This window comes from Mesorhizobium sp. M0276 (assembly GCF_040321755.1).
In the GTDB taxonomy this organism is placed as follows: domain Bacteria; phylum Pseudomonadota; class Alphaproteobacteria; order Rhizobiales; family Rhizobiaceae; genus Mesorhizobium.
In genome coordinates this window covers 1-13,791 of the sequence record NZ_JAMYSC010000034.1, presented here as the reverse complement: position 1 = coordinate 13,791, position 13,791 = coordinate 1, and the positions used below count along the sequence as shown (strand labels likewise).

The following is a 13,791-nucleotide window of genomic DNA, read 5'->3' as shown; positions in this document are numbered from 1 at the left end:
CGGCATATGTTCAGGCCACTTCGAAAGCGGCCCTGACGAGCCGTTCGGTGTAGGCGGTCTTGGGATTGGAAAGGACATCGTCGACGGGGCCCTGCTCGACGATCTTGCCGTTCTGCATGACGATGACGCGGTGGCACAGTGCGCGCACCACCTTAAGGTCATGCGAGATGAAAAGGTAGCTCAGGCCGCGCTCGTCCTGCAGTTTGCGCAAGAGGTCGATGATCTGCGCCTGGACGGAGAGGTCCAGCGCCGATGTCGGCTCGTCGAGCAGGATGAATTCGGGTTCGAGCGCTATGGCGCGGGCGATCGCGATGCGTTGCCGCTGGCCGCCGGAGAATTCGTGCGGAAACCGCGACAGTATATCGCCTGGCATGCCGGCGCTGACCAGCGCGTCGCGCACTCGCTCTACCCGCTCGCGCCGCGTCGCTCCTATGCTGTTGACGATCAGCCCTTCCTCGATGATCTGCCCGATCGTCATGCGCGGGTTGAGAGAAGAGAACGGATCCTGGAAGACGATCTGCATCCGTGATCGCAAAGGCCGCATCTCGGCTCGCGACAGGCCGTGGATCGGCTTGCCGTCGAAGCGAATCTCGCCGCGCTTGGTGTCTATCAACCGGAGCAGGGCCTGGCCGAAAGTGGTCTTGCCGGAACCGGACTCGCCTACCAGCCCCAGCGTCTCATGGCGGCACAGGCTGAGGCTGAGACCGTCGACGGCGACCAGTTCGCGCCAGTCCGGTTTCAGGAAGGTGCCGTGGCGCAGCATGAAGGAGACGCGCACGCCGCTGGCCTCGAGGATGGTGCCGCAGCCGGCGGGAAGCGGCTTCGGCTGCCCGCGCGGCTCGGAAGCCAGAAGCCGCCTCGTATAGGGATGCTGCGGATCGGCAAACAGCCGTTCGGTGACGTTGTGCTCGCACATTTCGCCATGCTGCATGACATAGACGTAGTCGGAGAACTGGCGCACGACGGTCAGGTCGTGGGTAATCAGGATTACCGCCATGCGCAGCTCTTTCTGCAGGCTGCGGATCAGGTTCAGGATCTGCGCCTGGACGGTGACATCGAGCGCCGTGGTCGGCTCATCGGCGATCAAGACATCGGGATTGTTGGCAAGCGCCATGGCGATCATCACCCGCTGGCGCTGCCCGCCCGACAGCTGGTGCGGGTATTGCCTGAGCCGCGCGGCGGGATCGGGAATCTGCACGTGCTGCAGAAGTTCCAGCGCTCGCGCCCAGGCCTGCTTGCGGCTGACCTTGCGATGCACCCTGATCGCCTCGACGATCTGGCTGCCGACCGTATAAATCGGGTTGAGCGAGCTCATCGGCTCCTGGAAGATCATCGAAATGCGGTTGCCGCGCAGCTTGCGCCTAGCGCTCTCGGGGAACTTCAGGATGTTTTGTCCATCATAGCAGACGCTCGATCCGGGCGACACCGTGGCGCGCCGCGACAGCAACCCCATGACGGTGCGCGCCGTCACCGACTTGCCGGAACCGGATTCGCCGACGATGGCGATCGTCTCGCCGCGATAGAGCTGGAACGAGATGTCCTTGACCGCCTCGACGACGCCATGCTCGACCTTGAAGGCCACGGCGACGTTGCGGGCGTCGATGACGGGCTGATCCTGGCGTCCGTCGTGATCGTGGCGGACGGTCGGTGCGAAGGATACGGCGAGCGCGACTGACATCTGTGCCACCTCAGTAGGGATCGACGGCGTCGCGCAGGCCGTCGCCAAGCGCGTTGAAGGCAAAGACGGTGACGAGCACGAAGCCGACCGGCGACAAGATCCAGGGATAAGTGCCGATGACCGAATAGGTCGCGGTGTCCTGCAGCATCAGGCCCCACGAGATCAGCGGCGGCTTGACGGCGAAGCCGAGGAAACCGAGGAAGGATTCAAGCAGCACCACCGTCGGGATCGCCAACGTCACGGCCACGATCACATGGCTCATCACATTGGGGAAGATGTGCTGCATGATGATGCGCCTGTCGGTGGCGCCGACCGCCATGGCGGCGCGGACATACTCGATCCGCGCCAGCGCCAAGGTCTTGCCGCGCACCTCGCGCGACATCTGCGCCCAACCCAATGCCGACATGACGATGATGACGAAGGCGAGAAAGACGTTGGTGGGAGCAGTAACCGGGATCAATGTCGTCAGCGCCAGGTAAAGCGGCAGTTGCGGGAAAGCGAGCACCAGTTCGACGAAACGCTGCATCCAGACATCGAACCTGCCGCCGAAATAGCCGGAGACCATGCCGACGGTGGTGCCTATGACAGTGATAATGAAGACGACCGTCAGCGCGATCATCAGCGAGACGCGCGAGCCATGGATGGCACGCGACAGCACGTCACGGCCGAATTTGTCCGTGCCGAGGAAATGTACCGGCTGGCCATCCAGCGAGCCGAACAAATGCCGGTCCGCCGGGATGAGCCCGAACAGCTTGTAGGGTGCGCCGTGTGCAAAGAAGCCAAGCAGCCTCGGATGGTCATAGTCAGGACCAACGACAGGCTGGAAGGTGACCGGATCGAGATCCGCCGAATCGGCGAGTGCATAGACCCTTGGCCGAGCGGTGAAACCGCCGTCCTTGTCATGGAAAACAGGCACCTGCGGCGGAGCGAAGCCGACGTCCGTGACCTTCGGGTCCATCGGCGCGATGAACTCGGCGAACACGGCCATCACCAACAGGAGCACGACAAGCCAAAGCCCGGCCATGCCGGTCCAGGAGCGCTTCAACCGGCGCCAGACAAGCGCGATATAGCTCTCATTGCCGCGCTGCGGCTTCTCGATTGTGCCTTCGGCAGGCAGCGGTGGTGGCAGATTGTCGAAAGCCAGCATCTCAGCTTTCCCCGAACTGGCGCACGCGCGGATCAAGCAGCACAAGCAGCATGTCGGCGATGATGTTGCCGACGATCAGCGTTGCCGACAAAACCATCATGAACGTGGCGGTGACATAGACGTCGCCGACAGCCATGGAGCCGACGATCGCCGGGCCGACGGTTGGCAGCGCAAAGATGATCGCGGTCTCGATCTCGCCGGTGAGCATGTAAGGCAACACCACGCCCTGATACATGACGAGAGGGTGCAGCGCGTTGGGCACGGCGTGACGCATGACGACGGCAGTGCCGGTCAGCCCCTTGGCCCTGGCAGTCTCGACATATTGCGCGTTCAGCGTGTCGAGCAGATTGCCGCGCATGACGCGCATATTGTAGGCGAGCCCGCCGAAGGTGGCGATCGCCACGACCGGCCAGACATGCTTGACCAGGTCGACGAATTTGGCCCACGACCACGGAGCGCCGCCATATTGCGGCGAGAAGAAGCTGCCGATCTCCGATACGTTGAACTGAAAGACCAGGAGATAGACGATGATCAGCGCCATCAGGAAGCGCGGCACCGTCATGCCGAGGAAGGAGATGGCCGAAAGCGTGCTGTCTATCCAGGTATATTGCCGGGTCGCCGCCCAAATGCCGAAGCCGATGCCCAGCACCGAGGCGAGCAGATGGCAGACCAAAGCCAGAAGGAGCGTGCGCGGCAGCCGCTCGCCGACCACATCGGCGACCGGCTTGTTGTAATAGAGGCTGTAGCCGAAGTCGCCGCGGGTGATGATGCCACCGATCCAGTTGAGATACTGGACGGGCAGCGGCTTATCGAGACCATGCTCGATGCGATAGGCCTTTGCCTGCGCGTCGGCCTCGGCGAAGGAAGCTCCACCTTGGTTGATCGCCTGCGAGCGGATGTAGTCGGCATAATCGCCCGGCGGCGCCTGGATGATGGCAAAGGTGACCAGGCTCAAAATGGCGAGGACCGGTATTGCCGACGCAATGCGCGTGAGCAGGAATCGCAACATGGACGGTCCGTTTCCTTGTCTCGCCGATCGCGCCCTTTGGATGCGTCCGGAGGTTGACTTTGTCGGGCCGCGCCGGCGGCGCGGCCCGAATTCTCTCAGTCAGGGGAGGTAAACCTAATCCATCGGGCCTTTTTCTCCGGGCTTGCCGGGCAGCTCCTCAGGGAACAACTCGTATTTCGCCTGCTTGTCGGCGGCGACAAAGACCCGTTCGCGAATGATCGAATCCTCGGCCCAGTTGAACATGAAGATCGGTGTGCCCTGCGGAATGTTCGAAAAACGCTTGTTGACGATCAGCGCGCCAGGATATTCCGTCAGACCGACATTGTAGACGTGTTCCGTCGATATCTTCTGAAACTGTTTCATCAGGCTGGCACGTTGGTCATTGTCCTGCGTCGAGACGAACTTGTTGACGATGTCGACGAGGTCCTTTTCGAAAGGCATCAAATCGACCTCACCGTTTTCCGGCGCTCGATGGTCCCAGCTGGTGCGCGGACCGACCGGGGCGAGCTGCGCGGTGTTCTGCACCACCGAGGTCAGTTCCTGGTCGTTGCGCCGGACCAGCCAGTCGAAGCGGCCGGAATATTGCGAAGCGTCGCGCTGAGTACCGTTGAGCCCGTTGAGCACGACCCGAATTCCAAGCTTTTCCATCTGGGCGACGACGCCTTCGGCAAGGCTCTTGTCGGTGGTGTAGTCGTTGTTGACCAACATCACGACCTCGACGTTCTTGCCTCCGGCGGTGCCGGAAGGGAAGTTCACGAAACCGTCGCCGTCCGTGTCCTTGAGGCCTGCCTTGGCCAGTTCGGCCTTGGCGCCATCGAGATCGAAGGGATAGTAGACCGTCGAATTGCGGTCATAGAAGCTGGTGCCCGACGACAGTCCGCCGGGATAGATGGCGGTGAACGGCCCCTTGACCAGCGAGTCGCCGAGCGCCTTGCGGTCGAGCGCCATGGTGATGGCCTTGCGGAAGTCCTCGTTGCGGTTCAGCTCGCGCACGGCTTGCCCGCGCGCGTCCGGGTTGCCCCAGCCATTGGCGGAAAAGTTCATGCGCAAATTGTAGCCGATGAGCCGCGGGCCGAAGGCCAGGCGTGCGGGCGCATTGGCCTCTGCCGCGCGCTTCAGCGAGGCGACGAAGTTTTCCGGCTGTTCCAGATTGGAAAAATCAGCCGAGCCGGCGACCGCCTGGACGTCGCGGTCGGCCCAGGTCGACAGCTTGTACTGCAGCTCGTTGAGGTAAGGCAGCTGGTTGCCCTTCTCGTCGACTTTCCAATAATAGGGGTTGCGACGCAGGACGATGATATCGTCAGGCCGGTATTCGACCGGCACCCAGGCGCCCATTACCGGCAGGTTCATATATTCCGGCGGGAAGGCGTTCTTGAACTGATCGTAGGTGTTCTTCGAATATTTCGGATGCTGCGGCTTCAGGATGTGCGAAGGACCCGGGCAGAAGGTGCCGTATGCCATCGCGTAGAGATATTGTTTCGGAAACGCCTCCTTGAAGGTCCACTCGACGGTGTAGTCGTCGATCTTCTTCAGCGTCGTGCCGACACCGAAAGTTTCCGGCGTCGCTCCGTTCAGCGGCGAGACGTTCGGGTCGACGACCTCGTCGTCCCAGTAGAACATGACATCGTCGGCATTGAAGGCAACGCCATCCGACCATTTGGCGCCTTCGACCAGGTGCATGGTCAGCTTGTGGCCGTCCTTCGACCAGTCCCAGCTCCTGGCCAGGTTCGGCAACGGCTCGGTGTCCTTCGCCTCGACCTGGAACAGCGGTGCGGTGCGCGTCAGGCATTCGGAAAGACCGATATCGATGCCGCCCCAGCCTTGGGTCTGGCCGGCGCCGTAGTTCCAGCCCTCCGGCCGCCCGCCGATGACATGGCGCATCGTATCGCCGTAGACGCCGATGCCGTCCTGCATGTTGCCCGTCTTGAAGACCAGCGGTTCTTTCGGCAGCCGGTCCTTGAGCGGCGGCAGCTTGCCGGTCTTGACGTATTTATCGGTGACCCAGTCCGGCTCGTGATATTCGGGGAGCGCCTTGAACTCCAGAATGGAGTCACGCGCCACATAGTGGATCTTGCCCTCGGCGGGGAACGGTGTCGGCGCCGGCGGAACCGTCGGTTCGCTAGCGTATGCATTGAGTGCCGAGACCGAGACGCTCAGCGCCAGTCCGGCAGCAAGACCGATATTGCGTAAATTCCTCACTGTCTCTCTCCCTCTTGTTTGTTCCGGAGCGTTTGCATCCGCTCCGCTTCTCCTCGAACTCAAACGGCTTCCTGGCAGTGGATCCGCCTCCCGTAGATCCACCATCACAGCATGTGGTTTCAGCCGACTTGCGCCAGCGCAGTTTTTTCGGCTCGCAATTCCTCGATCGAGCGAACGCTGCGCCGTGCAGCGCCCGCCCACTCGCGGGTCTTTACCTGAGATGTCGACAGCCGCTCCCTGGCGGCCGGAACCGCATGGGCATATTGCGGCAACCAGGCCGCCTGGGCGACGACCATTTCGTCGACCATCTGCCAGACCTCCTCCGGCGTCGAAACCGCGCCGACCAGCGGGTCGTGCAGCACGGCGAGCTTCAACAGATCGATGTCGCCTGATATCGCGGCATGAACAGACATGCGCTGGACGTTGATCGAGGAAATGCAAGTGGCGGCGCAGGCTTCCGGCAGCGTGATGCCGGCCGCCATGTTGATGCCGAAGCGGTCGACGAAGCCGGGCGATTCGACGATGGCATCCTGCGGCAGGTTGGTGATCACCCCATCGTTCTTGACGTTGAAGTGGCCGCGATAGACGCGGTTGGTCTCCAGCGCCTCCAGTATGTGGCTGGCATGCTCGTTGGAGCGCTTCTCCGGGTCGATCGGCTTTGACGCCGCTTCGAGGAACTGCGGATATTCCGTTTCGAACCAGTTGCGGGTTTCGGTGGAGTAGCGAAGATAGCCGCCCGTTTCACCGTGGATCCAGTCGGACATATCGATCCAGCGCGTAATCTCGTCGGGACGTTTGCGATACCAAGGCAGATATTCGGATAGATGGCCGTTGCTTTCGGTCGAATAGACGCCGAAGCGCTTCAGGACATCGATGCGCAGCTTCTCCTGTTGCGAATAGACCGGATGCGCCTCGAAAGCGGCTACCAATTCGTCCTTGCCGATGGGGCGGCCGTTCAGGCGCAGGTCGATGAACCAGGTCTGGTGGTTGATGCCTGAACAGACATAGTCGAGTTCCTGCCTGGACTTCGCGCCGAGTACCTCGGCGATCTGCTCGGCTCCGTGCTGGACCCCGTGGCAGAGCCCGACGGTGTCGACCTTGCCGTATTCGATCGCTGCCCAGGTGTTCATCGCCATCGGGTTGGCGTAGTTCAGGAATTTGACGTTCGTCTCGGCGACCTCGCGGATGTCCTTGCAGAAATCCAGGATCACTGGGATGTTGCGCTGGCCGTAGAGGATGCCGCCGGCGCAAATCGTATCGCCGACGCACTGGTCGATGCCATATTTCAGGGGAATGCGGATTCGTCGGCGTAGGCTTCGAGGCCTCCGACCCGCACGCAGCTGATGACGTAGCGCGCGCCTTCGAGCGCCTTGCGGCGGTCGGTGGTCGCCGTCACCTTGGTCGGCAATCTGTTTGCCTCGACGATCCTGTCGAGGATCGCCTTGATCATCTGAAGATTGTGCTCGCTGACGTCGGTCAACGCGAATTCGATGTCCTTGAATTCGGGCACGCACAGGATGTCGGTGAACAATTTCTTGGTGAAGCCGACGCTGCCCGCACCGATGATAGCGATTTTGAAACTCATCAGCCGCACCTCATTCCATTCGATATGCAGGCAAGGAATGACAATGGGAAGTTGTAGCCACATGCCGTGACATGTATGCGCGACAAGCCGGAATCCGGCTCACCAACCTCCCTGTCCGCTCCTCGACTGCGGATCCCTCTCGCTTTTCGACGGGGATTATGCGCTTATTCGCGAGCGCGACCAGAGAAGGATTATGCTTTCGAGGGTAATTTTGTGCTGCATGATTTGATAGCCAACGGACAATCCATGCGCACGATCTCGCTGCCGCGCGGTCGCCAGCGCCTGCACGCCATGCCGACGAGCACAGGCTACGAGGTGCGCGAGGACGAGATCTATGATTGGGACGGCCGCAAGCGCGGCCAGACACCGTTCACGGTGCTCCAGCACACGATCAGCGGAGCCGGCCGGTTGCGCTACGAAAACCGCAACTACCGCCTGCAGAAGAACGACACATTGCTGGTGCTGGTGCCGCACAACCACCGCTACTGGCTGGCTGGGGATGAGCGCTGGGAGTTTTTCTGGATCTCGATGAACGGCGAGGAGGCGCTGCGCATCCACAAGTCGATCCTCAGCGTCTCGGGTCCTGTATTTCGGCTGCAGCCGGCGACGATCGATCATCTTGCCGATTGCAGCCTGCGCCTAATCAAAGGGGCTGCTTCGCCGGGTGCTGCTTCGGCGATAGCCTACGAGGCTGCGATGGCGCTCTATGACGATGTCTTCGGCTCCCACGCCTTTGCCGAAAAACAGAGCGTCATGCAGCCGGTGATCGATCACATCGGTGCCAATCTCGATAAACCGCTGCCGGTGGCGGACCTGGTCCAGATCAGCGGCCTCAGCCGGGCTCATTTTTCGCGCTGTTTCGCCGAAAGCGAAGGCGTGCCGCCCGCCGAGTTCGTGCTGCAGCAGCGCCTGCAACGCGCGGCGAAGCTGCTGACCAAGGTGGATTTTCTGCCGGTGAAGGAAGTCGCCATCCTCTGCGGCTTCGAGGACGCGAACTATTTTTCGAAGGTCTTCCGCCGCTGTTACGGCATCACGCCAAGCCAATTCCGCACCACCGGCATGTACGCCAGCATGAGAACCCCGGCCAGGCGCGGCGTCAGGGCGTCCGATGACGGGACCTGACGCCGCCGCCGTTAGACAGGCAGCTAGGCTGCGCGCAGACTGCCGCCATCCAGCCACTCGAGATCGGCCTGCGAAAGCGTGATGTCGAGGGCGCGAAGGCTGTCGTCCAACTCGTCCAGCGTGCGCGGCCCGATCAGCGGAATGGATGGGAAAGGCTGAGCAAGCACGTAGGCGAGCGCAACATGGATCGGGCTCTTGCCAAGTCTCGCGGCAAGGTCGATCGCCCGGTCGCGGCGGCCGAAATTCCGTTCCGAGTACCAGACACGTACCAGTTCCTCGTTGTCGAGCCTGTCGCGCCCGGCGCGGTCGGTGAAGAAGCCGCGTCCCTGGCTCGACCAGGCGAAGTTCGGCATCTGCCGAGATGTCAGCCAGGCCTTCCACGCATCCGTGGAGGACGTGACGCAGCCAGCCCAGATCGGCTCCAGCATTTCGGCCAGCGAGAAATTGTTGGATAGCGCGCCGGGCTTTTGCTTGCCGGTGCGTTCGGCATAGGCAATGGCCTCATCCATGCGTTCCATCGTCCAGTTCGAGCCGCCGAACGGGCCGCGGATGCGGCCAGCCTTTACCTCGCGATCCATCGCATCGACGAATTCGCCGACCGGCACGTCCGGATTGTCGCGGTGCATGAAATAGACATCGACATGGTCGGTCTGCAGGCGGTCGAGCGACTGGTCGAGCTGCTTGCCGATCACATCGGGATAGCAGAGCGGCGAGTGGGCGCCCTTGGCGATGACCACCGATTGCGCGCGCACGCCGCGGTTCTTCAGCCACTCGCCAAGCAGCTTCTCGGTATAACCGGCGCCGTAGACATAACCGGTGTCGAAGAGATTGCCGCCGGCCTCGAAAAAGGCGTCGAGCAGGATCGAGCCCGAGGAAAACGTGCGGAAATCCTCGAAGCCGAGCGCCACCACCGACGCGGGCTTCGACAGGCCCGGTATCTTGCGCTTGGCGATCGCCGTGCCGCCTGATCGCAAAGGCCGGCCGGAGATGGTGTTGATGCGTTGTTGGGGCTTCTCGATCCCGTATTCGAGGCCGGCCGCCGCCCGCCATCTGTCCAGCACACGCAACGTGCCGAGGCTTTCCGCCCAGGCCATGCCCGGCCAGGCGAATTCCTGCCTCCCGGCGCGAATGGCCTCGCCGGCCGCGTCGACCTCGAAGGAATAGACATGGCGCTTCTCGTTGACGCTGATGGTCTCGCGCGAGCCATCCGATGCAATGACGTCGATCTGGCCCAGGCCGACGCTGCGGTTACCGCCAGCGAACCAGAAGTCCGGCACCTCGATGCGGCCTTTGGTGCCCAGGATGCGCAGAACATTGTCCTGGTTGAGCGAGATGCTGCAGGAGACTTCGGCGACAATGCCGCCGGGGAAATGCAGCAGCGCCGAGGCCCATTCGTCGACGCCGGACTGGCCAAGATGGGCGGTGCCGACGACCTTGTCAGGCTCGGCGAAGGGTTTTCCAGCTGCGGCGCCGGCAATCAATCGGACCATCGAGACGGGATAGCCGCCGACGTCAAGAATGCCGCCGCCGGCAAGATCGTTGGCGTAGAGCCGGTGCTGCGGCATGAAGCCCGGCATGGCGAAGCCGAAGCTCGACTTGATCATCCTGATCTCGCCGATGACACCGGACCTGATCAACTCGACCAGCTTCAGCGTCTGCGGGTGCAGCCGATACATGAAGGCTTCGCCGAGAAACGTGCCGGCCTTGCGCGCGGCATGCATCATGGCGTCGGCCTCGAAGGCGGTCAGTGCAAGCGGCTTTTCGCACAGCACATGCTTTCCTGCCTCGGCCGCCTTGACCGCCCATTGCGCATGGCCGGGATGCGGTATCGAAATGTAGACGGCGTCGACTTCGGGATCGGCAAGCAGCGCATCGTAGCCATCGAGGATGCGGGCGCTGGGGAAACTCTCGGCGAGGCCAGGCTTGGCGGGATTGCGGGCACCGATGGCGACCAGCTTTCCGGTGCGCGAATCGGCCACGCCACCGGCAAAGGACTGGGCGATGCTGCCCGGGCCGAGGATGCCCCAGCGAATGGGCGTGGTTGCAGTCATTGTCATTCTCCTTGAAGGCTGGAAAGGGCGGCGGTCACCGCAGCCGCAGTCCTTTTTCGTCGAACAGGTAGGATTTGCGGATGGAAACGGTGATTTCGGACGCATCGGGAACCTTTGCCGCGTCGCGCTGGATCACCACGTCTTCACCATTGGCCGTTCTGGTGTAGAGGAAGCTCGTGCCGCCGAGGTGCTCAATCACGTCGATGCCGACGACGAGGTCGGCGCCACCTTCTCCCGCGTTGCCGAAATGTTCGGGCCGCACGCCGACGATGACCTTGCTACCCACTTCGGGCGTAGCGCCCGTCAGCGGCTGGGTGAAACGGGTCTTCTCCTGACCCGCCAGTTCGACGATCACGCCACGCGCATCGTGCCCGACAATATGAGCCTTGATGAAGTTCATCTTCGGCGAGCCGACAAAGCCCGCCACGAACTGGTTGTCGGGATTGTCGTAGAGATCGAGCGGCCGGCCGATCTGCTCGATATGGCCGGCGCGCATTACGACGATCCTGTCGGCGAGCGTCATCGCCTCGGTCTGGTCATGCGTGACATAGATCATGGTGGCGCCGAGTTCCTTATGCAGCCGAGAGATCTCGACCCGCATCTGGACGCGTAGTTCGGCGTCGAGATTGGAGAGCGGCTCATCGAACAGGAAGACCTGCGGCTCGCGCACGATGGCGCGACCTATGGCGACGCGCTGGCGCTGGCCGCCGGAGAGCTTTTTCGGCCGCCTGTCCATCAATTCGCTGATGCGCAGGATCTCGGCCGCGCGCTTTATCCGCCGATCGGTATCGGCTTTCGGGTTGCCGGTCATGCGCAGGCCGAAAGAGAGGTTCTGTTCGACGCTCATGTGCGGATAGAGTGCGTAGGACTGGAACACCATGGCGATGCCGCGGTCGGCCGGTTCGACATCGTTCACCACCTTGCCGCCGATGGCGATCTCGCCGCCGCTGATGTCCTCGAGCCCGGCGATCATTCTGAGCAGCGTAGACTTGCCGCAGCCGGACGGGCCGACAAAGACGACGAATTCGCCGTCCTCGATATCGATGCTGGCGCCATGGACAACCTCGAAGAGGCCGAAGCGCTTGACGACATTGTTGAGCGTGACCGTTGCCATTCTGCCCCTTACTTGACCGCGCCGGCGGCGATGCCGGCGATGAAATGGCGCTGCAGCAGCACGAAGACGACGAGCATCGGCACCGTCAGCATCACCGCGCCCGCCATGATGCCGCCCCATGACACCTTGGTGAGGCCGATCAGCGTGCCGAGCGCCACCGGCGCCGTCATTGAACCGGGCTGGCTGTTGATCAAAAGCGGCCACAGATAATTATTCCAGGAGGCGAGGAACAGGATGATGGCGAGCGCCGCCAGCATCGGCCGCGCCAAGGGCAGCGCAACGAACAGGAAGATGCGCCATTCCTTCACGCCTTCGACGCGCGCCGCATCGAAGAGGTCGTCCGGCATCATCGAAAAACTCTGCCGCATGAACAGCACGCCGAGCGAATTGAATAGCGGCGGCACGATCAGCGCAATCCAGGTGTTGGCGAGCTTGAAATCGCGCGCCACCATGATGAATTGCGGGATCAGCACGACCGCATAGGGAAGCGTGATAGTGCCGAGGATAATGGCGACAATCGCGCCTTTGCCGAAGAACTGGTAACGAGCCAGTGCCCAGCCGGCCATCGACGTCAGCAGCACCGACAGGATGGTGTAGGTAATCGCCACCGAGACCGAAATGCCGATGGCGCCGACGAAGTTGGTGTCCCGCTGCAGATTGTTGAAATTGCCAATGAAATTGCCGTGCGGCAACAGCTCGATGCCGGGGCTGAAGATGCCGTTGTCCGGCATGGTCGAAAATACCACCATCATCCACAGCGGAAACAGCCAGATCAGCGCCAGCGGCGTCAGGAACAGGTGCAGCGCAATGCTGCGTCCCAGCCTGGTGGAGGAGCGCGAGCTCATTTCGGCTCCCTCGTCAGCCACAGCTGCACCAGCGTGATGGCGATCGCCAAGCCGGCCATGGTGTAGGCAACGGCCGAGGCGTAGCCGAAGTTGAGCGACCGGAAACCCTGGCGATAGAGCAGCAGGCCAAGCGTCTCCGTGCCGCCCCCCGGGCCGCCCCGCTCGGTGATCAGGAACGGCTCGGTGAACAGCTGCATGGTGCCGATGATCGACAGCACCAGGCAAAACACGATGACCGGCTTGAGGAGCGGCAGGGTGATGTAGAAGAACTGCTTGAGCTTGCTGACACGATCGAGCGTCGCCGCCTCGTACACATCTTCGGGAATGGACTGCATGCCGGCGAGCAGGATGATGGCGTTGTAGCCAGCCCAGCGCCAGGTCACCGCGATCATGATCAGCGCCATCGCCGGCGTGACGTTGGAGAACCAGTCGATCTTGGGCAGGCCGACGCTGTTCAAGAGCTTGTTGATGATGCCGAAATCGAGGTTGAACATCAGCCGGAACACCGCCGAATAGGCGACCTCGCCAACCACGACCGGGGCGAAGAAGGCGAAGCGGTAAAGGCCGCGCGCCTTCAAAAGCGGCGAATTCAACAGCACCGCCATGACGAGCGCCAGCGAAATCATCACCGGCACCTGGATCACCAGGATCAGCAGCGTGTTCTCAAGCGCGTTGAAGAAGGCCGGATCGCCAATCAATCGGCCCCAGTTGAAGCCGGGCGCAAACCGCCACGGCACGGTGCGCGTCGCCTGGAAGGAGATCATGAAGGAGCTGATGATCGGCCACACCCAGAACACCGCAAAGATCAGCAGATAGGGCGCGAGGAAGCGATACGCCGTGGCATTCTGATGGCGCATTGCTGTCTCCTTTCCGCGTTCAAGGGTGGCGCGCCCTGCTGAAACGCGCGGCGCGTTCGGTAATGGTCGCGGGGGGGGGGGGGGGGGGGGCGGGGGGGACACGGCCAGGATGAATTTAAGTTGAGAAGAGAGGGGGCGGCGGGGTGCGGGGCGAGGGGGGGGGGGGGGAGGCGGGGGGGGGGGG

Annotated in this window: 9 protein-coding genes and 1 pseudogene; 1 reads left to right on the top strand and 9 read right to left on the bottom strand. The window is 62.3% G+C overall.

What is annotated here, in order from left to right; genetic code table 11:
- Positions 1-10 precede the first annotated feature (10 nt).
- The 5 genes and pseudogenes from NKJ01_RS24200 to NKJ01_RS24180 all read right to left on the bottom strand — a co-directional run bounded on the left by NKJ01_RS24200 (position 11) and on the right by NKJ01_RS24180 (position 7,618).
- A complete protein-coding gene (locus NKJ01_RS24200; protein WP_352731633.1) occupies positions 11-1,678 on the bottom strand; it encodes an ABC transporter ATP-binding protein in 1,668 nt (555 codons plus the stop codon).
- A gap of 10 nt (positions 1,679-1,688) precedes the next feature.
- Entirely contained in the window at positions 1,689-2,825 is a 1,137-nt protein-coding gene (locus tag NKJ01_RS24195; protein WP_023758402.1) for an ABC transporter permease, read from the bottom strand.
- A 1-nt stretch (position 2,826) separates the two neighbouring features.
- Positions 2,827-3,834 carry an ABC transporter permease gene (locus tag NKJ01_RS24190; protein WP_352602332.1) on the bottom strand — a complete coding sequence of 336 codons (1,008 nt, stop codon included), beginning with the start codon at positions 3,832-3,834 and terminating at the stop codon, positions 2,827-2,829.
- A 114-nt stretch (positions 3,835-3,948) separates the two neighbouring features.
- Complete coding sequence (locus tag NKJ01_RS24185) at positions 3,949-6,033, bottom strand: ABC transporter substrate-binding protein (protein ID WP_352602330.1); 2,085 nt, start codon at positions 6,031-6,033, stop codon at positions 3,949-3,951.
- A gap of 119 nt (positions 6,034-6,152) precedes the next feature.
- A pseudogene (locus tag NKJ01_RS24180) lies at positions 6,153-7,618 on the bottom strand (alpha-glucosidase/alpha-galactosidase).
- A 75-nt stretch (positions 7,619-7,693) separates the two neighbouring features.
- Here NKJ01_RS24180 and NKJ01_RS24175 point away from each other — a divergent pair.
- Complete coding sequence (locus NKJ01_RS24175) at positions 7,694-8,740, top strand: AraC family ligand binding domain-containing protein (RefSeq protein ID WP_502905905.1); 1,047 nt, start codon at positions 7,694-7,696, stop codon at positions 8,738-8,740.
- Positions 8,741-8,763: 23 nt separating this feature from the next.
- Here the strand turns inward: NKJ01_RS24175 and NKJ01_RS24170 are convergent, their stop codons facing one another.
- From NKJ01_RS24170 to NKJ01_RS24155, 4 genes are read right to left on the bottom strand one after another with little or no spacing between them, the layout of a single operon-like run.
- Positions 8,764-10,791: an aldo/keto reductase gene (locus NKJ01_RS24170; RefSeq protein WP_352731630.1), complete on the bottom strand. Its 2,028-nt coding sequence runs from the start codon at positions 10,789-10,791 to the stop codon at positions 8,764-8,766.
- 34 nt (positions 10,792-10,825) lie between these two features.
- The gene (locus tag NKJ01_RS24165; protein ID WP_352731628.1) at positions 10,826-11,905 is read right to left on the bottom strand and encodes an ABC transporter ATP-binding protein; all 1,080 of its coding nucleotides are present in this window, start codon (positions 11,903-11,905) and stop codon (positions 10,826-10,828) included.
- Positions 11,906-11,913: 8 nt separating this feature from the next.
- Positions 11,914-12,750: a carbohydrate ABC transporter permease gene (locus NKJ01_RS24160; RefSeq protein WP_352731626.1), complete on the bottom strand. Its 837-nt coding sequence runs from the start codon at positions 12,748-12,750 to the stop codon at positions 11,914-11,916.
- A complete protein-coding gene (locus tag NKJ01_RS24155; RefSeq protein ID WP_352731625.1) occupies positions 12,747-13,607 on the bottom strand; it encodes a carbohydrate ABC transporter permease in 861 nt (286 codons plus the stop codon). Before NKJ01_RS24155 ends, NKJ01_RS24160 begins: the two co-directional genes overlap by 4 nt.
- Between the last annotated feature and the right edge of the window lie 184 nt (positions 13,608-13,791).